Source organism: Chitinophaga skermanii (genome assembly GCF_003259335.1).
GTDB classification, from domain to species: Bacteria; Bacteroidota; Bacteroidia; order Chitinophagales; family Chitinophagaceae; genus Chitinophaga; species Chitinophaga skermanii.
Genome location: NZ_QLLL01000004.1, coordinates 246,761 through 271,018, shown reverse-complemented (window position 1 = coordinate 271,018; position 24,258 = coordinate 246,761). Strand labels below are relative to the sequence as shown.

20 protein-coding genes are annotated in these 24,258 nt (G+C 42.3%); 10 read left to right on the top strand and 10 right to left on the bottom strand.

The window, feature by feature from the left end:
- Positions 1-47: 47 nt before the first annotated feature.
- Complete coding sequence (locus LX64_RS11790) at positions 48-3,278, bottom strand: TonB-dependent receptor (protein ID WP_111597858.1); 3,231 nt, start codon at positions 3,276-3,278, stop codon at positions 48-50.
- Between the two features lie 395 nt (positions 3,279-3,673).
- On the opposite strand from LX64_RS11790, the gene LX64_RS11785 reads away from it, so the two are divergent.
- From LX64_RS11785 to LX64_RS11750, 8 genes are all read left to right on the top strand, one after another.
- Positions 3,674-4,876, top strand: a complete 1,203-nt coding sequence (locus LX64_RS11785; RefSeq protein WP_111597857.1) for a bifunctional 3,4-dihydroxy-2-butanone-4-phosphate synthase/GTP cyclohydrolase II — start codon at positions 3,674-3,676, stop codon at positions 4,874-4,876.
- A gap of 262 nt (positions 4,877-5,138) precedes the next feature.
- A complete protein-coding gene (locus LX64_RS11780) occupies positions 5,139-5,564 on the top strand; it encodes a YciI family protein (protein ID WP_111597856.1) in 426 nt (141 codons plus the stop codon).
- 387 nt (positions 5,565-5,951) lie between these two features.
- The gene (locus tag LX64_RS11775; RefSeq protein WP_111597855.1) at positions 5,952-6,662 is read left to right on the top strand and encodes an alpha/beta hydrolase-fold protein; all 711 of its coding nucleotides are present in this window, start codon (positions 5,952-5,954) and stop codon (positions 6,660-6,662) included.
- 27 nt (positions 6,663-6,689) lie between these two features.
- A complete protein-coding gene (locus tag LX64_RS11770; protein WP_111597854.1) occupies positions 6,690-7,649 on the top strand; it encodes an ATP-grasp domain-containing protein in 960 nt (319 codons plus the stop codon).
- Positions 7,650-7,703: 54 nt separating this feature from the next.
- The gene (locus LX64_RS11765) at positions 7,704-8,807 is read left to right on the top strand and encodes a carboxylate-amine ligase (RefSeq protein ID WP_111597853.1); all 1,104 of its coding nucleotides are present in this window, start codon (positions 7,704-7,706) and stop codon (positions 8,805-8,807) included.
- An 81-nt stretch (positions 8,808-8,888) separates the two neighbouring features.
- Positions 8,889-9,725 (top strand): type 1 glutamine amidotransferase, encoded by an 837-nt coding sequence (locus LX64_RS11760; RefSeq protein WP_111597852.1) that lies wholly within the window; start codon positions 8,889-8,891, stop codon positions 9,723-9,725.
- Between the two features lie 52 nt (positions 9,726-9,777).
- Entirely contained in the window at positions 9,778-10,986 is a 1,209-nt protein-coding gene (locus tag LX64_RS11755) for a hypothetical protein (RefSeq protein ID WP_111597851.1), read from the top strand.
- A 6-nt stretch (positions 10,987-10,992) separates the two neighbouring features.
- Positions 10,993-11,379: a RidA family protein gene (locus LX64_RS11750; RefSeq protein ID WP_111597850.1), complete on the top strand. Its 387-nt coding sequence runs from the start codon at positions 10,993-10,995 to the stop codon at positions 11,377-11,379.
- A 75-nt stretch (positions 11,380-11,454) separates the two neighbouring features.
- Here the strand turns inward: LX64_RS11750 and LX64_RS11745 are convergent, their stop codons facing one another.
- The 6 genes from LX64_RS11745 to LX64_RS11720 all read right to left on the bottom strand — a co-directional run bounded on the left by LX64_RS11745 (position 11,455) and on the right by LX64_RS11720 (position 15,422).
- Positions 11,455-11,763, bottom strand: a complete 309-nt coding sequence (locus tag LX64_RS11745) for a rhodanese-like domain-containing protein (protein ID WP_111597849.1) — start codon at positions 11,761-11,763, stop codon at positions 11,455-11,457.
- A gap of 47 nt (positions 11,764-11,810) precedes the next feature.
- Positions 11,811-12,605: a PASTA domain-containing protein gene (locus tag LX64_RS11740; protein WP_111597848.1), complete on the bottom strand. Its 795-nt coding sequence runs from the start codon at positions 12,603-12,605 to the stop codon at positions 11,811-11,813.
- A gap of 55 nt (positions 12,606-12,660) precedes the next feature.
- Positions 12,661-13,653: a D-alanine--D-alanine ligase gene (locus LX64_RS11735; RefSeq protein WP_111597847.1), complete on the bottom strand. Its 993-nt coding sequence runs from the start codon at positions 13,651-13,653 to the stop codon at positions 12,661-12,663.
- A 357-nt stretch (positions 13,654-14,010) separates the two neighbouring features.
- Positions 14,011-14,442 carry a Cif family virulence factor gene (locus tag LX64_RS11730; protein WP_111597846.1) on the bottom strand — a complete coding sequence of 144 codons (432 nt, stop codon included), beginning with the start codon at positions 14,440-14,442 and terminating at the stop codon, positions 14,011-14,013.
- Between the two features lie 96 nt (positions 14,443-14,538).
- Positions 14,539-14,886 carry a 4Fe-4S dicluster domain-containing protein gene (locus tag LX64_RS11725; protein ID WP_111597845.1) on the bottom strand — a complete coding sequence of 116 codons (348 nt, stop codon included), beginning with the start codon at positions 14,884-14,886 and terminating at the stop codon, positions 14,539-14,541.
- A gap of 188 nt (positions 14,887-15,074) precedes the next feature.
- Positions 15,075-15,422 carry a 4Fe-4S dicluster domain-containing protein gene (locus tag LX64_RS11720; protein WP_111597844.1) on the bottom strand — a complete coding sequence of 116 codons (348 nt, stop codon included), beginning with the start codon at positions 15,420-15,422 and terminating at the stop codon, positions 15,075-15,077.
- Between the two features lie 211 nt (positions 15,423-15,633).
- Here LX64_RS11720 and LX64_RS11715 point away from each other — a divergent pair, with 211 nt between their 5' ends.
- Positions 15,634-16,674 carry an acyl-CoA reductase gene (locus tag LX64_RS11715; RefSeq protein ID WP_111597843.1) on the top strand — a complete coding sequence of 347 codons (1,041 nt, stop codon included), beginning with the start codon at positions 15,634-15,636 and terminating at the stop codon, positions 16,672-16,674.
- 226 nt (positions 16,675-16,900) lie between these two features.
- Positions 16,901-18,445, top strand: a complete 1,545-nt coding sequence (locus tag LX64_RS11710; RefSeq protein WP_111597842.1) for a trypsin-like peptidase domain-containing protein — start codon at positions 16,901-16,903, stop codon at positions 18,443-18,445.
- 187 nt (positions 18,446-18,632) lie between these two features.
- Here the strand turns inward: LX64_RS11710 and LX64_RS11705 are convergent, their stop codons facing one another.
- From LX64_RS11705 to proS, 3 genes are all read right to left on the bottom strand, one after another.
- A complete protein-coding gene (locus tag LX64_RS11705) occupies positions 18,633-19,394 on the bottom strand; it encodes a LytR/AlgR family response regulator transcription factor (RefSeq protein WP_111597841.1) in 762 nt (253 codons plus the stop codon).
- The gene (locus tag LX64_RS11700) at positions 19,391-22,333 is read right to left on the bottom strand and encodes a sensor histidine kinase (RefSeq protein WP_111597840.1); all 2,943 of its coding nucleotides are present in this window, start codon (positions 22,331-22,333) and stop codon (positions 19,391-19,393) included. Before LX64_RS11700 ends, LX64_RS11705 begins: the two co-directional genes overlap by 4 nt.
- A gap of 164 nt (positions 22,334-22,497) precedes the next feature.
- Entirely contained in the window at positions 22,498-23,973 is a 1,476-nt protein-coding gene (gene proS, locus LX64_RS11695; protein ID WP_111597839.1) for a proline--tRNA ligase, read from the bottom strand.
- Positions 23,974-24,258: the final 285 nt, after the last annotated feature.

Sequence of the window (24,258 nt, the reverse complement as noted above, 5' to 3'; positions counted from 1 at the left end):
CCCTACTTTTCAGTAGAGCCGTTTTTCTTATATCGGTCAACCAACGATTATTGGTTGAAAGTGTATTTGATACCTATTTGACCTCTCCAACGAGATGTGAAGTTGTTAATATAGTAAGCTTTGTAATCGCCGTCGATATTGTTCAACTGTGCAGTTTTGTTGAATTGGTAAGCAGTTACACCACCAGATTTCGTGATTGTTAATGGTGTAGCTACGTTGTTAGAAATGAAGTAAGTACGACCCCATTCTTTGTTCAACATGTTACCCACGTTCAATACGTCGAAAGTTAATTGGATTTTGTGACCTTTTACGATTGGTAAATCTTGTACGAATTTGAAGTCAAACACGTGTTCGAATGGTGTTCTTGCAGCGTATTTGCTAGCAGCTTCACCACGGTGTTTAGACAAGTATTTATCGTTAGAGATATAATCTTCCCAATCTTGTTTTTGTTGTGCTGCTGTAACTGTTACTTGACCACCAGATACGATATCAATGAAGTTCATAGCTTGTACTTGTGCTTTCGTACCAATGAAAACGAGGTCATTGTTACCGTTAGTACCAGTATCATCACCGGTAGGATCGTTAGCACCAGAGTTGAAGTATACCCAAGAGTACGGAGTACCAGATTGACCATTGTAGAACAATGTTACGCCAGTAGCCCAACCTTTATTTTTACCGTAACGGAAAGTTTTGCTCACCACACCTACAACGCGGCTACCCATGCGGTATTTAGAGTAACCATATTCTGGGTTGTTTAAGCCCAAAGTGTTTGGAGAGAAACGGTAGTTAGAAGAAGCAGTTGAAGATGTACCGTCGTTCAATGCTTTAGATTCACCGTAAGAGTAACCTACTTTCGCGAATAAACCGTTTTTAGTAGTTTTAGTGAATTCTGTAGATAAGTTATAAGCGTAACCTTTGTTTGTATTTTTCAACACGATTACTTGGTCGTAATCAGTTGAGTTCACTTTCCACATTGGGCGAGGACCATCACCTAAGTCGATCGTTTTGTCACCATCTTTTACGATGTTGATGTTTTCCCAAGTTGTATTGTTAAGTGTTTTAGAGTAGTTCGCTTCGATTGTACCGATGATACCCCAAGGCAATTGTTGATCAACTGCGATGTTGCTTTTCCAAGCTTGTGGGAATTTAAAATTCTTATCAGTTAAGTTAACGTTGTTTTTCAACGGAGTAACTGAACCACCACCAGGCAATGCTAAGATTTCATCCAATGTCCATTGGTTATTAGGATCTGGTCTGAAAGTGAAGCTAGCAGGTGTAGAACGTAAGTTTACGCTAGAATATAAGCTACCGTTGTTGTTGTATTGGTTAGAGATCCATACGAAAGGCACACGACCTGTAAAGATACCGGTACCACCACGTAATTGAGTTTTACCATCTTTAAATACATCGTAGTTGAAGCCAATTCTTGGAGCGAACATCAACCTAGTTTTAGGCAATGTAGCAGTTGAGTAACCTGCGAAAGCTGGGTTTTTATCAAATGCTTCGTTCACGATAGGATCTGTGTTGATGACAGGGATGTCTACACGTAAACCACCTGTTACACGGAGGTTAGATAAGATGTCCCATTCGTCTTGAACATAAAAACCTAATTGCATCGCGTTGAACTTGATACCTTCTCTCAAGTTACGGTCTGCTGTCGTATAAGTAACTTGGTATGCACTTGGTTTAGCATTGTTAACGAAGTCTGCCAATGAAGCGTACGTATAGTTACCGAAGTTATTTTGGATAAAGTCGTTCTGAATGTTGTAGAACTCGTTGTTTGTACCAAAAGTGATGGTGTGTGCACCACGGTAAAGTGTTAAGTTATCCGTGATGGTCCAGATTTTTTGGTTCAATTTGTTTACTTGAGAAGAGTTATCAGCACCGATCGTTAACGTAGAACCGCCAGCGTCGTTAATTCTGATATAAGGGAATGGATCACCTAAGTATTTTCTTCTGTCTTGTGTAATGTTGAAACCGATTCTCAATTCATTCGACATTCTTGGAGAGAATGAAGAGTTCAACTCGATTGTAGTGTTGTTCGAAGTTGAAGGGAATGAATAGAATGAGTTGTTATAGATAGCGCCAGAACGGCTTCTTGAACCAAGAATGTTACTAGCGTCCATCAAACTATGACGAACTGTTAATTTGTGAACTGCGTTAATGTTCCAGTCAACTCTCGCCAAGAAGTTAGTAGATGGTTTTTCTTTTTCAAGATCAGTATAGCTACCAGCATCGTAGTTGTAACGGCTTTTCAAGATATCTGATACTTGTTGTAAAGTTGTTGTAGACCAAGCAGAACCACCTGTGCTAGGATCAGCAGGGTTGAAATCAACTGGGCTTACTTGTTTACCTCTCTCGTAGTTCAAGAAGAAGAACAATTTATTTTTAATGATCGGACCGCCTACAGTAGCACCAAAAATTTTGTTATTGAAGTTACCGTATTTACCGCCGCTCTGAGATTTACCAACTAAATCTTGGTTTTGGTACAAACCGTACAAAGAACCTTGGAATTTGTTAGTACCGCTTTTGGTAATAGCGTTGATACCACCACCGGTGAAACCACCTTGTTTGATATCATAAGGGTTTTGAACTACTTGAATCTGATCAATAGCTTCGATAGAGATCGGGTTACCACCAGATTGACCACCATTTGTACCAGAACTAGACAAACCAAATACATCGGAAGTGTTAGCACCATCGATCGCGAATTGGTTGTACTTGTTGCTCTGACCACCGAAAGAAATACCCATCGGAGAACCATCAGAACCATTGCTGTAAGTACTAGCTTGCATGCTCAAACGAGCAAAATCTTGAACACTACGTGTTACAGTTGGCAAGTTGTCGATTTGGTTACGAGAAATGTTCGTTGAAGTACCATTCCTGTTCGGGTTAATCAAACCATTACGTTGACCAGTGATGTTCACTTCAGTCAATGTTTTAGTGTCTTCACCTAAAGTTGCATCTAATTTGAACGCAGAACCCAATTTCAATTGAATGTCATTGTAAGTTTGCGCAGTGTAACCTACATAGGTCACTTCTACTTTGTACGGACCACCGGCACGCATGTTCGGGATCGTGTAACGACCTTCCAATTGTGTAGTTGTACCGTAAACAGTTCCAGATGGAACGTGTGTTGCTTTAACCGTGGCGCCGAATAAACCTTCGCCTTTTGAATCTTTGATAACGCCCTGCATACTACTGGTCGTCACCTGGGCAAAGGTGGTAACAACCCCCATCATAAGTAGGAAAGTGATAAGTAGTTTTTTAAATCCCATAACAACAGATTTGATTTGTGCCGCAAAGTTGCGAATTAAACTTGGTAAATGCCTAAATAAAAATTAACAAATCGTTAACTGTTTATTTTTTTACATTCCTATGTTAAATTTTTTAACAACTAGTTTGATTTAACTGTTATTGCCTATTTTTTGTTTAACCATTAATCAAAGAATTTCGCAATTTTCAAATTGTTTATGGAAAATATATGTATATAATTGTTCTGTAAGTAATTGTATAGAGGTGAATTGAAGTCACCTTGCAGTGGCTTGCCCGGCGTGACTTTCATATCACCCTCTTTTAATATTTATGTCATTTTAACAGTACCCCTCCTCTCATTTTAATGAACTAACATAATAATCCCGTAACTTTGCGAATCAATTTATAGGAGAATTTTATGTTGGATAGTATAGCATCTGCAATAGAAGATATAAAAAACGGGAAACTGGTTATAGTAGTGGATGATGAAGACCGCGAAAATGAGGGAGACTTTATTACTGCCGCACGTAATGTTACACCAGAGATTATCAACTTTATGAGTACCCATGGCCGCGGGCTAATCTGTGCGCCACTCAGCGAAGAACGTTGTGAAGAATTGGGCCTCGATTTGATGGTTCGTGATAATACCGCCCTACACCAAACACCTTTCACAGTTTCAGTAGATCTACTCGGCCATGGTTGCACCACCGGTATTTCTGCACACGATAGGGCCAAAACGGTCCAAGCTTTGATTTCAAAAGATACTAAACCCGAAGACCTCGGTAAACCCGGCCACATCTTCCCGCTAAAAGCGAGAAAAGGTGGTGTTCTCCGTCGCTCTGGTCATACCGAAGCTACGATCGACCTTGCTCGTTTAGCAGGTTTCGAAGCGGCTGGTGTATTAGTGGAAATCATGAATGAAGATGGTTCAATGGCTCGTTTGCCAGAACTACGCGAAATTGCCGCTAAGTTCGACTTGAAACTTATCTCCATTAAAGATTTGATCGAATACCGCTTGGCTACAGAATCTTTAATTGAAGAGGAAGTACGCGTACAAATGCCTACCAAGCACGGTAATTTCGAACTTATCGCCTTTAAACAAAAGAACTCCGGTGAAACCCACATGGCGTTGAAAAAAGGCGAATGGGACAAAGACGAACCTGTATTACTCCGCGTTCACTCTTCCTGCTTTACCGGCGATATCCTTCACTCGCTCCGTTGCGATTGTGGTGAACAATTAACGGCTGCTATGGAAATGGTGGAGAAAGAAGGGAAAGGACTTATATTGTATATGAACCAAGAAGGCCGTGGTATTGGCTTGCTCAATAAACTACATGCCTACAAATTACAAGAAGAAGGTAAAGACACTGTAGAAGCAAACCTAGAACTTGGTTTTCAAATGGACGAACGCGATTACGGTGTGGGTGCACAAATCTTGCGTCACCTCGGTATTTCTAAAATCCGCCTCATCACCAACAACCCGCGTAAACGCGCCGGCTTAAGTGGTTACGGTTTGGAAATTGTTGAGAACGTAGGAATCGAAATCTCGCCCAACCCGCACAACGAGCGTTACCTACAAACGAAACGTGATAAACTTGGTCACGAAATCTTGAAAGGATAATTACACCTTGTCATATATTTGAACCGGCTGGGCACCATGCTTAGCCGGTTTTTTAATCCCTTTCCTCCCACCAAGCTTGGCTAGCACAACAACCTGCCCCCAAGTTCTATCTCACCGGTTTAGAAACCGTAGCACAACGTGTTCAACTCGTTCAACAAGCCATCGCCGATGCCGGCATCGAACTGTGGTAAGCATCATTCAATGATTTTTTACAATTTCACCTCTCCTATCCCAGGTAGTTTTGTGGTATAAATTAAACTTTATGCAACCTGGTACCCGCTTACAAGTCGTCCTTACTGCACTGCTTATCGTAGGGCTAACTGTTTTCATTCCTTCCACATCAAAAGCACAACAAAACACCATGAAAGAATATGTTTTACTGGTTCGATTGAACCCCGAAAAGCTAACAAAACAAAACATCGACAGCATCCACGCCGGTTGGGACCGCGTACTGGCTGAATGGAAAGCCGGGCATCACTACCTTACCGGCTCTCCTGTGGTAGCCGAAGGGCTTGTTATCCAAAACACTTCCGCTCCTGCCGAAAAAGGCGCCATTTACAGTGATGGGTTACGAATTATCAGCATCATCCACCTTGCTGCACTCAACGAGGAAGAAGCTGTACGATTGGCAAGGATGGCCCCGATCTTAGCTTTCGGTGGTAACATCGAAATCAGAACAAAACCTTAATAACCAAGTACTAATAGGATAACTGCTGTTAAAAGCGGCATTATACGCCGGGTATATCCAACATATACCCGGAATATATCCAATACATTGGAATAACATTGAACTAACATTAGAAGACCATTAGACGAACATTAGAAGATATTATAAACGGCATTGACCGACCTTATAAACCACACTACTTCAATCATTTATAAAAAATTATCATACTGCAAGCCCATTTCCCTTCTTTAACGTAGTCGATAACTTCAACGAAGCACCATATTACCATTAAAAACACCACTAAAACAGTGTATATATTCTTTATAAACGGTTGATAAAATGCGGGATATGTCGCACTAAAAAATTATATTTGGATAGATACCCTCATTATCCTATTAAACGGCTTCTATGTTTATTGAAAACTATAGCAAGTGGCACTCTAACCACTTGGGCAGGCACTTCGAAATGTTGAAGTTTGGCGCCCAAGGTTATCCTGTTATTTTGTTCCCGACTTCCCTTGGCAGATATTACGAAAGCAAAGACCGTGGCTTAATTGAAAGTGCGCGTTGGTTTGTTGAACAAGGCAAAATCCAGTTGTATTGTGTTGACAGTATTGATGCCGACAGCTGGTATAATCGCCATATTCCAGCCGCCAAGCGTGCTTATAACCATGCTTGTTACGACGATCTTTTGTTCAATGATATTCTACCTCGTATTCAATCCGAAACCGGTTACGAACGCATTGCCGTTGCCGGTTGTAGTTTCGGTGGCTACCATGCCTCCAATTTTGCTTTCAAACACCCGGAAAATGTATCGTACCTATTCTCGATGAGTGGTACTTTCGATATTAAACCACGGGTCGACGATCACTACGACGATAATGTATACTTCAACAATCCCATCGATTACATGCCCGACAACGAGCATCCTGATTTATGGAGAATGGGTATTATACTCGGCGTAGCGGAAGAAGACATTAGTCGTGGCCAAAATGAATATATGAGTCGTGTGCTAGATGCTAAAAACATCGCACATTGGTTAGACATTCGTCCTCAAACCCGCCACGATTGGCCTGTTTGGAAGGAGATGTTTCCACACTACTTATCACTTATCAAGTAAGCAACCAAACCATATCCAACGTTATCCATGAAAAAAATCGGTATCCTATTCGGCATGGAAAACAGCTTTCCAACGGCACTCATCCAACGTATCAACAGCATGAACAAAGGATGCTTAGCCGAAGCCGTACATATTAGCCAAGTGTTGCAAGGCATGCAAAACGATTACCACGTAATTGTTGATCGCATTTCGCATGATGTTCCGTTTTACCGTGCCTATCTCAAAACCGCCGCCTTAGCCGGCACAGCGGTGCTGAACAACCCATTTTGGAACAGCGCCGACGAAAAGTTCTTCAATAATTCACTCGCGCATCACCTTCATATACCTGTTCCTAAAACCGCGCTCCTACCTTCTTTCCAACGGCCACCCGATACGGGGCCTACCTCTTTTAGGAACCTGTCGTACCCGATGGATTGGCAAGAAATTTTCAACTATACAGGCTTTCCCGCCTACTTGAAACCCTTTTCTGGGGGCGGCTGGAAACATGTATACCGTATTGAAACGGAAAACCAATTCTTCGAAACATACGGGCAAACGCATCAACTCGTGATGATGCTACAGGAAGAAATCCTGTTCGATGCCTACTTCCGTTGCTATGTAATTGGCGGCAAACAAGTGCATACCATGCACTACGATCCTCGCTTGCCTCATGCCGAACGCTACCATGCACACTACGATGTAGATAAACGTTTACTGAAAACCGTGGCCCAATATGCCGTTACATTAAACGAATATTTAGGCTACGATGTCAATTCCGTGGAATTTGCTGTGAAAGACGGCATTCCTTACGCCATCGACTTTTGCAACCCCGTTCCCGACGCCGACTTACAAAGCGTGGGCGCCAGCAATTTCGAATGGATCGTAAACACAACAGCCGAATTTGCTATAGAAAAAGCATTGGTACATGCACCCGGAAAAGACAACCTCACTTGGGGTAAATACATGCAACATGCCGTTTTACAACAACCCTTACGCGGCGAAATATAAATATGTTGCTAAACCGATTTTTTAGCGTATTAAATGGCATAACTTAGCAGTATAATGGACTTCAAGAACTTAACGCTCGGGATAGAAGAAGAGTATATGATAATGGACCCTCAAACGAGGGAACTCCGTTCGCACGAGCAGAAAATAGTAGAACATGCCCATCGCCTGATTAATGATAAGGTGAAGGCTGAAATGCACCAAGCAGTTGTGGAAGTGGGCACACAAGTGTGCCGTAGTATTGATGAAGCGCATGAAGATATTGCCTCTTTACGTAGAACCATCTCCAATATTGCCGGCGAATTAGGGTTTACCATCGGCGCTGCCGGTACACACCCTTTTTCGAAATGGGAAAAGCAATTGATCACCGATCACCCTCGCTATTACGAGATTGTGAATGAAATGCAAGATGCCGCCCGTTCTAACCTGATCTTCGGTTTGCACGTGCACGTTGGCATGGAAAACCGTGATATTGCCTTACATATTGCTAATTCTGTTCGTTATTTCTTACCCCATATTTTTGCTTTAAGTACCAATAGTCCTTTTTGGGAAGGTAGGAACACGGGCTTCAAATCGTTCAGAACGAAAGTATTCGATAAGTTTCCCCGCACCGGGATTCCCGATTACTTCGCTAGCATAGAAGAATACGACAATTACATTAAGTTGTTGGTGAAAACCAATTGTATCGATAATGCGAAGAAAGTGTGGTGGGACCTCCGCGTACATCCTTTCTTCAATACGGTGGAATTCCGTATTTGCGACGTGCCATTAACCGTGCAAGAAACGATTACATTCGCGGCTTTATTCCAAGCCGTTAGTGCGAAAATTTACAAGCTGCGCATGCAGAACCTCAACTTCATTATTTACAACCGCTCGCTGGTTAATGAAAACAAATGGCGTGCTTCGAGGTATGGTATTGATGGTAACTTGATCGACTTTGGTAAAGAAATTGAAGTGAACACCCGTTCATTGATTTACGAGTTACTGAACTTTATTGATGATGTGGTAGATGAATTGGGTATCCGTAGTACGATCGATTACACGCATAAGATCTTAGAAAATGGTACCGGTGCCGACCAGCAATTGAAGGTATTTGAAGAAACGCAGCAATTAGAAGCAGTAGTAGATTTTATACAAGCGAAATTTTTAGAAGGAATATAACGCGCTACCAGCGCGTACCTAGCAACAGGAAGCGAGAAATTTGCTTCCCATCTCCCGGCAACAATTCGTAACTTTGCAGCTATGAGCGGCACTAAGAAACTTTGGAAAATTGCTATTTTGGATATGTACGAAGGCGTACCGAATGAAGGTATGCGTTGTATCAGGGAGATATTGCATGCCTTTGCTGCGCAACAGGAAGTGGATATGCAACTGGATGAGTTTGAGGTTCGTCAACAATTGCAAATGGCCGATACCAGTTACGATGTGTACATTTCCACCGGGGGCCCTGGTAGCCCTGTTGAAAGTGAGGGCAGCGAATGGGAGCGACGCTATTTTGGGTTGATGAACGAGTTGATGCAATGGAATGAAACGCATACCCAAAAGAAGTATATTTTTCTTATCTGCCACTCTTACCAAATCTTTTGCAGGCATTTTGAACTAGGGAATGTATGTAAGCGCAGGTCACCTGCTTTTGGCGTATTCCCCGTGCATCCTACAACAGCAGGCAATACCGAGCCGGTGTTCGGTTCCCTACCCGATCCATTTTATATTGTAGATAGCCGTAACTGGCAAGTAATTGAACTAAATACGCAGCGTCTTGCTGCCATGGGAGCGGAAGTATTGGCGATTGAGAAAGAAAGGCCGCATGTTCCTTTAGAACGAGCTACGATGGCTATTCGCTTCAATGAATACACCGTAGGAACACAGTTTCACCCGGAAGCAGATGCGAACGGTATGCTTAAATACTTATTACAACCCGCTAAGAAGGAAAACGTAGTGCGTGATCATGGGGAAGAGAAATACACGAGCATGTTAGAACAGCTCGACGATCCAGATAAAATCATGTTAACGCACGACAAACTACTACCCGCGTTTCTCAATATTGCCTTGGCAAATAACCGCCTTGTACCTGCTTGATTTGGCTATATAATTGCTAATGAAAGAGTAGTATCCCTTAAAAACGCAGACCATGATCCCGGCCACCCGATCGACATATAATCAAAACTTTACAAAAGAAGCCTACGACGCTTTTTTGCGCACGATTTGGCAAGAAAACGGCTTAACACCCGTGTTCCGCATCGCGGAAACCCCGGTGTTCATTCCTGCCGACTTAACCGGTAAAATGATACAAGCCGGCGAAGAAATCATTAACGTTATACAACGCGCCGATTTCAAAGCTATCACAGAAAATGCCATCCCGGATCAATTGCGTGTGCCGAATGAGAACGAGCACCCGCATTGTTTAGTCGTGGATTTTGCCGTGTGCAAAAACGCTGCCGGCGAGCTTGTTCCACAACTTATAGAGTTACAAGGATTCCCTTCCTTGTTTGCCTTTCAAGACACCATGGCCAGCGCCTTCAAGCAACACTTCCATATCCCGGACCATGTAAATAACTTCTTCCATGGTTACGATACAGACACGTATTACGCCTTGTTGAAACGCATCATCGTGGCGAATGAAAACCCGGAAAATGTAGTATTGTTAGAAGTAAGACCAAAGGCACAGAAAACATATATCGACTTTCACATTACCGCTCAAAAACTGGGCATCAAAATATTGTGTATTTCCGATTTGAAGCATGAAGGTAGGCAGTTGTATTACGAAGAAGGAGATGTAAGAATCCCAATTCACCGTATATACAACCGCGTTATATTCGACGATCTTCAGCAACAGAAAGACAGCTTACCGGGCCTCATTAACATATTCCAAGAATACGACGTTACTTGGGTGCCTCACCCGAATTGGTTTTATAGGATTAGCAAGTACACCATGCCGTTTATACATAGCGATTATGTACCCAAAACATGGTTCTTACACGAGCTGCCTGTAATACCTACCGACTTGGAAAACTACGTGTTAAAACCCCTCTTCTCCTTCGCGGGACAAGGCGTAAAAATAGACGTACAAGCAGCAGACATTGAAGCCATTGAAGACCCGGAGAATTGGATTCTACAAAAGAAAGTACAATACGCACCAGTAGTGGAAACACCTACAGGCCCAGCAATTGCAGAAATACGCTTAATGTATTTCTGGGAAGATGGAGCAGAGCGCCCTACCCTTGTACACAACTTAGCAAGGATTAGTAAGGGTAAAATGATAGGCGTAAGTTTCAATGACGATATTAGTTGGGTAGGCGGTAGTTGTAGTTTTTTCGAAACGCATCAACAACCTAAATAAAACAACATGACACGCACCAATTTTTCTTCCGGCGCCATTTGGGAGAACCACGTAGGCTACTCGCGCGCAGTACGCATTGGCAACACGATAGAATTATCGGGTACTGTAGCAGCCGATGGCGAGCACGTAGTGGGTGAAAATGATCCTTACGAACAAACGAAATTCATTATCGCTAAAATAGAAGCTACTTTAATAAAGGCAGGCGCTACATTGCACGATGTGGTAAGAACGAGAATGTTTGTAACGGATATTTCGAAATGGGAAGAAATTGGCCGCGCACATGGTGAATTCTTTGCGGGCATTAAGCCGGTGACCACCATGGTAGAAGTAAAGGCCTTGATCGACCCTCGTTACTTAGTAGAAATTGAAGCAACAGCTGTTATCGGTGGATAATAGAGAAGATATGTATAGAAAAGAAAAAGGCTAGGAAATTTCCTAGCCTTTTTTCTTGTTATTGTAATGGGTGCATTATTGGCCATATTTTTCTTGCCAATGCAACATTCCACCTACTAAGTTTTTAACGTTTGTGAAGCCCATTGTTTCGAGCACCATAGCAGCTTGACCGCTACGGTTGCCGCTTCTGCAATACACGATCACTTCTTGATCTTGTAAGCCTTCAATAGCATCGATTTGCATAGAACGGATATCACCGAGTGGTAACAAAGTACCGCCTATGTTGAACTCTGCGTGTTCATGTGGCTCTCTTACATCTACGATGTTCAATTGCTCACCGGCATCGATGCGTTGTTTTAAATCTTCTGCTGTAATATTTTCCATGTGTTGATTTTTAATGAGAATACAAAAATAAGGGAATTAAATGGTTGCTAGTTTTCGCTTGAATCTACCTCCGGTGCTGTTGATGAAATCCATACATCTACGCTCATACCGGCACGAATCATATTCGGGTCGCCGATGGCGTTTTTAGTGGATGGAGATTGGCGGATGATAAAAGCGTTGGCGGTATCACTCACAGACCCTTCGAATAATACGGTACCGAGGTTTAAGTTGCTACCGGCTAAGAGGGCTTTTGCTTCTACGAAAGTGAGGCCGATTAAGGCAGGCACTGGGTTTTCGTAGTTACCTGGGCCGCTACTAAGTATAAGCGTAATGGCGCTACCTTCTGGTACCATAGCACCTGCTTTGATAGGCTTCCCATTCAGCATTTGTTTGAGAACGGAGTTGGTAGCGATATCGGGTTTGTAAATGGTATCACCTACATTGAGTCGACGGCTGTGTAAGGTCATTTCTGCGCTACGGAAAGTTAAGCCTTCCAGCTCTGGCATTGCCACCATTGGTGGTTCTACCTTATTGATAGTAAGATAGATGGTACGATTCACCTTTACCACTTCGCCACGGCTTGGGGCTTGTTCCCATACCGTTAATGGCGGAATGGTATCGATAAAGATAGAGTCACGTACTTCTACCTCGAAACCCATTTTTTCGAGTGCTTCTGTCGCCTCTTTAATATTCTTACCGCGCACATCGGGTACGGTGATAGATTCACCGTGACGCGTAAGGAACCCCAACGAGCCAAAGAAAATTAACGCTAGCACTACCGCTAAAGCAATGGCAGCGAGTAAGTTTACGACAAAGGATCTTTTTGTAATGAAATCAAACACTTGTTTCTGTTTTAATAACCCGGCCTTTTGTAGGCAGGGTGCTATATTCTAAAAATTACTTACGCAAACATTCTTCGATGAGTGCCCCGTAGAAAGTGGTTAAATCGCCACCGGCAGCGCGCACTTGTTGCGGAATGATGCTGGTTTCGGATTGACCGGGTGTGGTATTGGCTTCCAAAAAGTACAACTTATTCGCGGCTTCATTCCAAATAAAATCGATACGCACCACGCCTTTGCAATTCAACGCTTTGTAAATCTGTGCAATAGCTGCTTGTGCTGTAGCGGTTGTTGGCGCAGGAATTTCCGCAGGAGTAACCTCTTTCGTTAAGCCAGGCGTATATTTTGCTTCAAAATCGAAGAACTCTCTTGTAAATATCACTTCTGTAATTGGCAATACAATTACTTCACCGTTACTGGTATAGGCGCCGCAAGTAAATTCACGGCCAACGATAAACTCTTCGATCAATACTTGTTTATCTTCTTTGAAGGCTTTTTCGATAGCAGCCGGCAATTCGCTCGCTTCTTTTACTTTCGACATGCCAATGCTCGATCCACCTTCAGCGGGCTTCACAAATAAAGGCAGGGTCAAGTCCTGCAAAATAGATGCCACATCATAAGGCTGATCGCGGAATACATGGGCCGACTTAGCTACCTGCATGCTTGTTCCCAAGGTAGCCACGATTTTATTGCAATAGCTTTTATTGAATGTAAGTGCAGACGCTACAAGGCCACAACAAGTAATGGGTATGTTCAGCATTTCGAAATAACCTTGTAATAAGCCATCTTCGCCGGGTGTACCGTGGATGGTCATGTATACTGCTTCGAACGTAATTTTTTGGCCATCGATCGTCAAAGAGAAATCATTCTTATCAATTTCCACTGCGTTCCCGGCTGCCGTGGTGTATGTCCAACCTTCTTTGGTGATAATCACCTTATACACGTTGTACTTATTCTTGTCTAAGTTGTTGTAAATAGTTTCGGCACTTTTGAGAGATACAACATATTCTCCGGAATAGCCACCAGCAACGAGCGCAATGTTTTTCTTCATATTGATAATAGTAAAAGGCAAAAATAAAGAGCCCGAATTTAAAAAAGATATATCAAACCGTTAAATGAAAAAATAATTTGTAATATTCTTTTCATTGGCGCACAAAAAACCGCGGCAACGAATGGGTCGTTACCGCGGTAAAAAAGTAAAAGCCTTTGACGACCCTTTGAATACCCTTTGAAAATCGGCCAAAACCCTTGAAAACACTAGGGGGAGCCTTTGAAAGACTTTGACTTGCCTTTGAAAAGCCTTTAACAACCCTTTGAAATGCCTTTAAGGAGCCTTTGAAAAACTTAGCCTACACTTTGGGGAGCCTTTTAACTGCCTTTTCAAGAGATGTAGGCACTACTACCCTCCTCATGTGCCCGTATCGAGCACAAACTTCCATTCGCCCCGGGTATTCTTTTTCCAAATAGAGCAATAAGTACCCGTAATGGTGGTGTCTTTCAATACAAATTTGTAGGTGCCGTAGGTATAGCCTAATTCGCCGGAGGCGGCCGCATCTACATACAACGGTTCCCAGGTGAGCGTTTGACCAGAATCATTCGTTTTGGTAAGTAAGGCAACAGCAGCTAGCCCGGTAAAGGGAAGTCTACCGGGGCGTAATAGCGTGCCTTGGGAGCTGTCGATGTAAGAAAGAAAGGCTGTTTTATGCCCTTTTTCCTTCGACAACGCCGAGAAACTGCTATCAGCCGAGCGAATGGCTTGTTTCGTGGCGATTAAATCGGGTGATTGCTGGCAGGAAGCAATCAGGGTGATAGTGAGTAATAGTGGTACGTAGTTGTTCATACACTTTAATTGAGGTTATGTATCAAAACTACCGGGAAATAGAAAACCCCGTGCTTCCATCTTGCACGGGGCATCCAAAATATTGCATGAAGCGGGTTATCCGTGTAGGAATACCTTTTTCGCAATGAGCTCGGAAACGGTTTCCATATACACATCGTCGCTTACACAGCTATCTACTGGGCATACGGCTGCGCATTGGGGCTCTTCATGAAAGCCTTGGCATTCTGTACACTTGCTAGGTACGATGTAGTAAACGTTGTTGGAAAGTGGGGCTTGCCGTTCATCGGCATCCCAGGATTGACCGTTTAGTAAGGTAGTGGTACCATGTAAATGCGTACCATCGGCCAAGGCCCACGTTACACCGCCTTCATAAATGGCGCTGTTTGGGCATTCGGAAATGCATGCATTGCAGGAAATGCATTCGTCGTTAATTTTTAAAGCCATGGGTTAATGAGTTATATTAAAACCATTGGAAATATCATAACGAAGGTAAGAAAGGGTATATAGAAACTGGTAATAAAAATTGGTTATACGGTATAACCACAGTATCGGTATAAAAAAACGCCCGGTGTAGTACCAGGCGTTTCTTTTGAACCGCTTGTGGCGGCATAATATTTTGTTATGACGGATAACTAAAAGTGCATTTTATCCTTCTTAGCGATCAATTCATCTACTGTTTCTTGGTACATTTCGTCCGGTACGCAGCAGTCAACTGGACATACAGCAGCGCATTGTGGTTCCTCATGGAAACCTTGGCACTCTGTACATTTATTTGGAACGATGTAGTAAGTATCTACGCTAATAGGCGTATTACGTTGGTCGGCATCCATTGTAGAGCCATCCATTAAAACGAAAGCACCCTTAACAGTTGTACCATCAGCAATAGCCCATTCTACACCACCTTCGTAAATCGCGTTATTCGGACATTCGGGTTCACAAGCACCGCAGTTAATACATTCGTCGGTTATCTTAATTGCCATGAGTTTAACTTATTTAATTTTTGTAGTAAAGCCAATATTTCAGCGACAAAAATAGCCTTTCTTCCATTTAAAAACATGAATTTTTTTTATGTAATACGAACAAGGCGCGTGATAAACTTTTTGTTTAGCCTTGAAGCCATTAATTTTGCGCTATAACTGGCAGCAAGTAATATCACTTGCTAATTTACACGAATAATTTATTTAACATTCAATGAATATAGCGCAAAAAGTAGCGGCACTGGTTCGTTTAGGTAAGTATTTAGGGGCAAACGGGGAAGAAAGCGGTGAATCGAAAGCAGATGCATGGGAGTTGAATGCCTGGCAAGCAGCGAAACGCAAGGCGTACAATATCAATGGTTGGTTTACGGAGGAGTTCATTGACTTGTCTGTAAACAACATTTGCCGGTATTTCTTGCAAGAAGAAGCTTTACAAACTTGGTTGTTGATGTATCCTCAATTGGGTAGCCCGGCAGTACAGCAAACGGTAGGCATTGTGGCGGCAGGTAATATTCCGCTGGTTGGGTTCCACGACTGGATGTGCGGTTTCCTGAGCGGCCATAAAGTACGTATTAAGCTATCTAGCAAAGACGAAACGCTTATGCGCCATATTATCGAGAAAATTGCGGAATGGTACCCCGAAGCAGCCGAATTAACCAGCATCGAGGAAATCTTGAAAGGATGTGATGCTTACATCGCTACCGGCAGTAATAACTCCGCCCGCTATTTCGAGTACTATTTTTCTAAATACCCGCATATCATTCGTCGTAACCGTACTTCTGCCGCTATCCTTACCGGCGAAGAAACGGAAGAGGAATTGAACTTCCTCGCCGACGATATTATGATTTACTTCGGCTTGGGATGTAGAAACGTAACCAAAGTGTTTGTACCACAAGGCTATAACTTCGAGCCATTGTTGAAAGCATTGGGTAAATACAGCTACTTAGCCGACCATCATAAGTACAAAAACAACTACGATTACCACTTGGCGTTGTTCTTATTGAACCACGACTATTATATGAGCAACAGCAACATTCTTTTGCACGAGCACGAGTCGTTGTTCTCGCCATTAAGCGTGTTAAACTATGCCTTCTACGAAGATGCAGCAGCATTAACCGTTGAATTACAACAGCATCCCGATTTACAATGCCTTGTAGCGAGGAATGTAACGCCTTTTGGCCATGCACAACAACCATCGTTAACCGATTATGCTGATGGTGTAGATACGATGCATTTCTTGCAAGCGCTTTCATAACATTTTGTCTGAAAATATTGTTACAATGACAGGCTGCCTACTAAAAATGGCAGCCTTTTTTATGCCTATTTTTATACTACTTTAACGAATTATATAATAATCTGTTAAAGTGTTTGCTACCGCGGTACATCATTAAACGGAGTCTTTAAATTTGAATCAAAGAGCATAGAATTTGATGAGTATAGGAAGAATTGTAATTAATGTTTTTTAAATACCCAGGTAAAATATGAGATTCAAGCAAGTAATGACAACCATCTTAATTTCGGGCGTTACAGCGTTTGCCTCAGTGTTTGTTTACAGCAAGTATATGGCACCACGCACGCCTGGGGTTTACCAGAATGGTTCCGACGCAATCCCGGTTAACTACACCAGTTACATCCCGAATGCTATGAACGGCGATAGTAATAACGCCACTTTCGACTTTACATATGCATCCAAGGTAGCAGTACCGGGTGTGGTACATATTAAAACACTTACCAACGCGCGCAAGGTGTCGAATAACCTGCAACAGCAACGTCAACGTTCCTGGTTCGACGAGTTATTCGGCGACGAGGAACAAGACTACAACGGCGGTGGCCGTAGGCAGTATGTAATTCCTGGTCAACGTGCATCTGGTTCGGGCGTGTTGATATCGAACGATGGGTATATCGTTACTAACAACCACGTGGTTGACAATGCCGATACGATCCGCGTTACATTAAATGATAATAAAACTTACGGTGCAAAGGTGATTGGTACCGATCCGTATACCGACTTAGCCGTTATTAAGGTAGAAGCCAAAGGCTTGCCGTACTTATTGTATGGTAATTCCGATGATGTGCAGGTTGGCCAGTGGGTATTGGCCGTAGGTTATCCTTTGAACTTAGAAACAACGGTAACAGCCGGTATTGTGAGTGCAAAAGGACGCAACATTGGTATTAACCGTGTAGGTACAAGCAACATCAGCCCTATTGAGTCGTTCATTCAAACGGATGCGGCGGTGAACCAGGGTAATAGTGGTGGCGCATTGATTAATACATCGGGCGAATTAGTGGGTATAAACTCTGCCATCGCTTCGCCAACAGGCTCTTACGCCGGTTATTCTTATGCAATACCCGTAAACCTTGTTAGGAAAGTGGTAGATGATATTATGAAGTATGGCAATGTGCAGCGTGCTTTCTTGGGGTTAACTTATATTGACCCTGCGAGATTGAATGATGCACAATTAAGCGAATTAAACATCACCCGTGAAACAAACGGTGTATCTGTACAAGACGTTACAGCGAACGGTGCAGCTGCCAATGCTGGTTTACGCAAAGGAGATGTTTTAACGAAAATAAACGGGGTAACCACCCCTACGGGTTCGGCGATGAACGAGCAACTAGCACGTTACAAACCGGGCGATAAAGTAAGTATTACCTACCTCCGTGGCAACAAAGAATACACAGCGAATGCCGTGTTGAAGAACCGCGAAGGCACAACGGATATTGTAAAAGATTATGTGATTGATCGTTTAGGCGCTGATTTATACACCGTTCCTGCCCGCCAGGCGCAACAAGTGGGCTTAAACGGGGGTGTATTGGTGAGTAAGATCAGTTCAGGTATCTTAAGAAACCAGACGTCGATGCGTCCAGGGTTTATTATCCTGAAAGCGAATTCGAAACAAATTAATACAATTGAAGAGTTACAATCGGCCTTACAGCCGGGTGGTAAAGTGAGATTAGAAGGTATTTATGCGAATGGTGGTAATAGTGTTTATTACTACGATATTAATACCAATCAAGGTAATTAATCATAGGTTTTCATATAGGTTTTATAGGTTAGGATGGAGCGCCTCGGTTTACGATATACCGGGGCGTTCTTGATTTTGGGAGGGCATGAAGTTAGTAGGGATATAAATACAGAAGAGCTATTTCAACCAAGGTCACTTGGTTAAAATAGTTCGTCGCGTTTTACTAGTTAAGAATGTAAGCGGAGCTTTATAAGTTGATTACACCTTTCAGTTGTGTAAAGAATTCGTCTTTCTTACGGGAAGAGATAGGAATATTTTTCTGATCGCTCATTACCACGGCAGTGCCGAGCCCCTTAATAATCTTCACGATATGGTGAATATTGATAAGGAAGGATTTGTGTACACGGTAGAATCCTTTGTCGGACAGCATTTCTTCATACTCTTTCAAAGATTTTGAAATGAGGTGAGAAACGTTGTTGATCAATTGAATTTTGGTGTAAGAGTCGAAGGCTTCACAATAAATAATGTCTTTCAGGTCTATCACATTATACCCGTCATTTACCGGGATAACGATCTTCGAGAATGCATTGTCGTTGTTCTTCACATAATCTTTCAAGATTGAAGCAAGTTCGTTGAGGCGACCTTTTTTGCTTTTCTTCACTTTTTCCAATGCGTCTTCCACCTCGCTAACCTTAATTGGTTTAAGCAAGTAATCTAGGGCTGCAAACTTAATAGCTTGCAGGGCATATTCCTGGAATGCGGTGATGAAAATTACTTCAAAGTTTAAGATGGGGAACATTTCCAATAATTGAAAACCGTTATGCGGGGGCATTTCAATATCCAGGAACAATACATCGATAGGGTTGTTCTTGATCATCTCTGCGGCTTCATGGATATTCTGTGCTTCGCCAATCACCTTTACATCCTTGCAGTAATTTTCTAAAATGTTTCGCAGGATATGTATGTTGCGGACCTCATCGTCAACAATGGCAGCTTTAATAATACTCATAACATCTTTACAATGGGAATTAGGATTTCAACTAAGGTACCTTCCTTATTACTGAATCCAGAGTTAAATTTATCAATTATTTCCAACTTTCCAACACTTCCATTAAAAGATTTTATAATCTGCAATCTTTCTTTAATAACACTTAAGGCTGTTGATTCATGTTTCATTAATTTACCTGATTTAATGCTATTAGAGCGTTCCCAACCAATACCATCGTCATCCACAGTACAATACAACAAATCTTCTTTCATCCATAAACGCACCAATAAGTTGCCATTCCCATTTTTAGGCGCTAAGCCGTGCTTAATCGCATTTTCTAAAATTGGTTGAATAAGCATCGGCGGAATATACACGGTATGTTCCTTGAGTGCCGGTTCTATTTCGAAGTGATATACGAAGGAACTTGCGAAACGTATTTTCTCCAGTTCCAAGTAACGGGTGAGAAATGCAATCTCATCATCTAATGAAAGATACGATTTTCTCGAATTATTCAACATTTGACGCATTAAGGTAGCAAAATCGGCCAAAAAATTCAAGGCTTGTTTTTCTTCTTTCTCCAAGATCAAATGCTGCACCGAGTTCAAGCTGTTGAAGATGAAATGCGGGTTCATTTGATTGGTTAAAGCTTTGGCCTCCAATTCTGCTATCCGGCGGTTATATTCTGTTTTTCTTTTTTCTGAAGCTTTGATTTTGCTGATTACGAACCGCAAAGCCAATGTTATCACCAATAAACCAAGTACGAACAATATACCCCTCGCCCACCATTCTTGGTACCATTGTGGTTGAATACTAATGGATAAGGTAATGGGCTCTCCCCAATTACTCTTAAATTTCCGGGCACGAATCAGCAACTGGTAATGCCCTGGTTGCAAGTTCGGGTACGGAATGATATTCGACATGGTGGTTACCCAACCACGGGCAGTGTCATTCGAGAAATTATATTGGTATTCTACTAAATCCGGCTGGTCGAAGGCTATTGCACCAAATTCTACCTCGAACGAGCCTTTTCTTTCAAAGAGGTGTTCGAAGGAGTTATCGGTAATGTAATACGTGCTATCGCCGTAGCGGATGGCGTTTAAGTAGATTTTCGGCGGAATGGAGTCTACCGGGATGTTATCCTCGTTGAAGTAACATAATCCATTAGAAGTGGCAATAAACAGGGTATCGCCCGATTTACACAGGTTCCGAACGTCGTCGGAGTTAAGCCCATCGTTAGAAGTAATGTTGCCAATATGTTCCATGGTGTTCGTGTTCAATACGGAAACACCTTTATTGGTGGCTACATACAAGCGGTTGCCGCCATCGTAGTACAATTGTTGGCAAATATCGCTCGTTAGGTTGTCGCGGGTAGTAAACTGCTTGATTACTTTCCGGTTTTCCATCACGCAAATACCATTGTCACTCGTTCCTATCCATAATTTGCCGTTAACCAGTTTCAAGTCCTTTATGCTATGCCGTAAGAGGCTATCATTATCTTTTAAGCTTACAAATGGTTCGTTTTCCTTACCGATATACAACCCGTTATTCGTACCTACATAATAAGCGCTATCACCTAAAGAAGCCAAGGAAGTGATTAAGATATCGGCCGGTGCTATTTCCTGGGTATTTGCCGGTAAGGTAATAATACGGTTATAGGTGGCAATCCTTATTTTCCCGGTTGTGCTTACGTCGATATCACGTACTGCGCGTATAGATTGTAATAGGCGAATTTTTTGGGAGAGCAAGTCGAAAGAATACACAGCATTGTCGGTATTAATCAGTACATCCGACTTGTTTGCTGCGGGAATCATATTCAGCACACTATTTCGACCGCCTGTAGAATCCAAACTAAGTTGACGTGTATTACCTCGATTATCCATCGTGGTTAAAATACCTGCATTTTGGCCGATTAATAGTAAATCTGATACTTTACCATTTTTGAACACACTGAATACAGAATGTGAGTAAAGACCATTTGTATTATCTAGGTAGCTGAAATAGAAGTTCTTATTTGGAATATAATATACACCATCACCATAAGTGGTTATCCAGATGTTACCATCGCGGTCGCTTAGGATTGAAGTTACATAATGATTTTCAAGTAGTTTACTAATTCTTGTTTCACCTTTGAAGTAATTGCGAATGACGTATAGCGCTCTTTGTGTTCCAATCCAAAGGTTATCTCGATCAATACAAACACTGCTTATTTCATCGCGAATGCCCATGTCGCGACCACGGAGGAAGGGAGTAATCGCTTTCGCGTTATAGGTGTATAAGTCGTTACCAAGAATAAGAACAGGATGTGACTTTACTCGATTTGAAAACTCACGATCCATATTACCATAATAGGCATGTACACTTACTTCGGGCGACCTTTCATTGAGTTCGAGTAAGCTAGATAAAGGGAAATATTGTTGTAAGGGTTTAAACAAGGTATCCATCTTCAACCAGTAGAACAAGTCAACCACCCCTAACCTATCATCATGTACTGTTTTGCGCCCGTTATAGCGACTAACCTTGTTTGCAGAAGTATGAAACCATGTCATTTTCGACTTTTCTTCGAAAGCGTATAACATGTGGAATCCGCGGCTATCGTATACTAACGACGAGTCGTTGTTTTCGTTATGAATATAATTGTTGCTATAGAAAGAAAGTTTGCCACTGTAGGTAAAGAACCACACGCGGTTTTTAGAGTCGGCAGCTAGTTTAATGACTTCATTATCTGGCAGGCCGTCTTTTTTTGCGTAGTTACGGAATCGTTTCCCATCGAAGCGGCTAACGCCTGTGGGAGTGGCGAACCATATAAAGCCATCCATATCTTGTACAACGGCATTTACAGTGGCATTGGTTAAACCATCTTTTACATTGTAATTACGTATGAGAAGACCTTGCCCCTTCGCGGTGCGGGTTAAAAGGCATGAAGCGAGCAGCACAAATGCTATGTAACGAAGTGCGGGCATTAGGCTAATATAATTCTTTACTAGCAAATTACGTATGTTAAGCTAAATGAATTTTTACAAGAAATCGTAAAGATAACAGAAGCAGGTATAGTTTGGGTTAAATTTTGGCGTGCGGATAAAAAAATCCCGGTAATGCGTGCATTACCGGGATGAGTGTAATATGCTTAGTATGCTCTTGCGAACAAAACGCGTTCTTTGGAAGGCTTACCTGTTAAGATACATTTTCCTTCTTCTTGCGGGTTGTTCAAAGGAATACAACGGATGGTAGCCTTTGTGAGCTCCTTGATTTTTTCTTCTGTTTCGGCGGTACCGTCCCAATGAGCAGCTACGAAACCGGCTTTTCCATCGAGAATAGCTTGGAATTCTTCGAAGGTATCGGCTTTTGTGATGCTGGCTTGTTGGAATTCTTTGGCCTTGTTAAACATGCTTGTTTGGATATCATCAAGCAAATCAATGATTTGACCGCTCAAGTTATCTAATGATAAGCTTTCTTTTGTTTTCTTATCACGACGGGCAACTTCTGCCACGTTGTTTTCCAAGTCGCGTGCACCAAGTGCAATACGCACTGGAACACCTTGCAATTCGTACTCCGCAAACTTCCATCCTGGACGGGCATTGTCGTTATCATCGTATTTCACGCGGATACCGGCTTTTTTCAACTCGTCCATAATAACTTGTACGCGGGCATCTAAGGCAGCTTTTTGTTCTTCACCTTTATAGATAGGAACAATAACAACTTGCAAAGGCGCGATTTTCGGAGGTAATACCAATCCTTCATCATCACTGTGTGCCATAATTAAAGCACCGATCAAACGAGTAGAAACGCCCCAGCTGGTAGCCCAAACGTATTCGAGTTTGTTTTCTTTGTTAGAGAACTTCACATCGAAAGCCTTGGCAAAATTTTGACCTAAGAAGTGAGAAGTACCTGCTTGTAACGCTTTACCATCTTGCATTAATGCTTCGATACAGTAAGTATCTACCGCACCGGCGAAACGTTCAGAAGGCGATTTAACACCTTTTACAACCGGCACAGCCATGAAGTTTTCAGCGAAATCGGCGTATACATCCAGCATTTGCACGGTTTCTGCAATCGCTTCTTCAGCCGTAGCGTGGGCGGTATGCCCTTCTTGCCACAAGAATTCCGCCGTACGTAAGAATAAGCGGGTTCTCATTTCCCAACGAACAACGTTAGCCCATTGGTTGATGAGAAGTGGTAAGTCGCGGTGAGATTTAATCCAATCTCTATATGTGTTCCAAATAATCGTTTCAGACGTAGGGCGAACGATTAATTCTTCTTCCAATTTAGCTTCAGGATCTACGACTACGCCACCGCCGTTAGGATCGTTCATCAAACGGTGGTGAGTTACTACGGCACATTCTTTCGCGAAGCCGTCAACGTGTTCGGCTTCTTTACTTAAAAAGCTTTTGGGTATGAATAAGGGGAAATAAGCGTTCTGGTGACCGGTTTCTTTGAATTTTCTGTCTAATACGTCGCGCATGTTTTCCCACAGCGCAAAGCCATACGGTTTGATGACCATGCAACCACGAACGGCTGAATAATCGGCCAAACCACCTTTTAGCACGAGGTCGTTGTACCATTTCGCATAATCTTGCGAACGAGCTGTAATTTCTTTACTCATAAAATTAAGAATGCTTTTTCCGTTTACACCAAATAAACAAGTTCGACATAGGGTTTTAGCAAGGGTTTAACAATTGATCGAACCACTCATCCAAAACATTGTCATACTACCATCAAATGCCTAAACACTGCATGGAAAATTCATTTAATTGGTGTAATTTTTGTTATATATTTAAACAGGAAAGTGAAAGGAAATTGACCGAAGAAAACTGCTTTACACTTTACTGGTGTGCGAAGATAATAAAAGCCCTTTGCCGTTAGCAATTTTCAACGAAAATTTTCGTTT

What these genes read in the sequence shown, in the direction of transcription:
- LX64_RS11785 (WP_111597857.1), top strand. Translation starts at nt 3,674, where the DNA reads ATGTTGGATAGTATAGCATCTGCAATAGAAGATATAAAAAACGGGAAA.
- LX64_RS11750 (WP_111597850.1), top strand. Translation starts at nt 10,993, where the DNA reads ATGACACGCACCAATTTTTCTTCCGGCGCCATTTGGGAGAACCACGTA.
- LX64_RS11705 (WP_111597841.1), bottom strand. Translation starts at nt 19,394, where the DNA reads ATGAGTATTATTAAAGCTGCCATTGTTGACGATGAGGTCCGCAACATA.
- LX64_RS11765 (WP_111597853.1), top strand. Translation starts at nt 7,704, where the DNA reads ATGGACTTCAAGAACTTAACGCTCGGGATAGAAGAAGAGTATATGATA.
- LX64_RS11760 (WP_111597852.1), top strand. Translation starts at nt 8,889, where the DNA reads ATGAGCGGCACTAAGAAACTTTGGAAAATTGCTATTTTGGATATGTAC.
- proS (WP_111597839.1), bottom strand. Translation starts at nt 23,973, where the DNA reads ATGAGTAAAGAAATTACAGCTCGTTCGCAAGATTATGCGAAATGGTAC.
- LX64_RS11735 (WP_111597847.1), bottom strand. Translation starts at nt 13,653, where the DNA reads ATGAAGAAAAACATTGCGCTCGTTGCTGGTGGCTATTCCGGAGAATAT.
- LX64_RS11720 (WP_111597844.1), bottom strand. Translation starts at nt 15,422, where the DNA reads ATGGCAATTAAGATAACCGACGAATGTATTAACTGCGGTGCTTGTGAA.
- LX64_RS11730 (WP_111597846.1), bottom strand. Translation starts at nt 14,442, where the DNA reads ATGAACAACTACGTACCACTATTACTCACTATCACCCTGATTGCTTCC.
- LX64_RS11700 (WP_111597840.1), bottom strand. Translation starts at nt 22,333, where the DNA reads ATGCCCGCACTTCGTTACATAGCATTTGTGCTGCTCGCTTCATGCCTT.
- LX64_RS11780 (WP_111597856.1), top strand. Translation starts at nt 5,139, where the DNA reads ATGCAACCTGGTACCCGCTTACAAGTCGTCCTTACTGCACTGCTTATC.
- LX64_RS11755 (WP_111597851.1), top strand. Translation starts at nt 9,778, where the DNA reads ATGATCCCGGCCACCCGATCGACATATAATCAAAACTTTACAAAAGAA.
- LX64_RS11710 (WP_111597842.1), top strand. Translation starts at nt 16,901, where the DNA reads ATGAGATTCAAGCAAGTAATGACAACCATCTTAATTTCGGGCGTTACA.
- LX64_RS11715 (WP_111597843.1), top strand. Translation starts at nt 15,634, where the DNA reads ATGAATATAGCGCAAAAAGTAGCGGCACTGGTTCGTTTAGGTAAGTAT.
- LX64_RS11770 (WP_111597854.1), top strand. Translation starts at nt 6,690, where the DNA reads ATGAAAAAAATCGGTATCCTATTCGGCATGGAAAACAGCTTTCCAACG.
- LX64_RS11775 (WP_111597855.1), top strand. Translation starts at nt 5,952, where the DNA reads ATGTTTATTGAAAACTATAGCAAGTGGCACTCTAACCACTTGGGCAGG.
- LX64_RS11725 (WP_111597845.1), bottom strand. Translation starts at nt 14,886, where the DNA reads ATGGCTTTAAAAATTAACGACGAATGCATTTCCTGCAATGCATGCATT.
- LX64_RS11745 (WP_111597849.1), bottom strand. Translation starts at nt 11,763, where the DNA reads ATGGAAAATATTACAGCAGAAGATTTAAAACAACGCATCGATGCCGGT.
- LX64_RS11790 (WP_111597858.1), bottom strand. Translation starts at nt 3,278, where the DNA reads ATGGGATTTAAAAAACTACTTATCACTTTCCTACTTATGATGGGGGTT.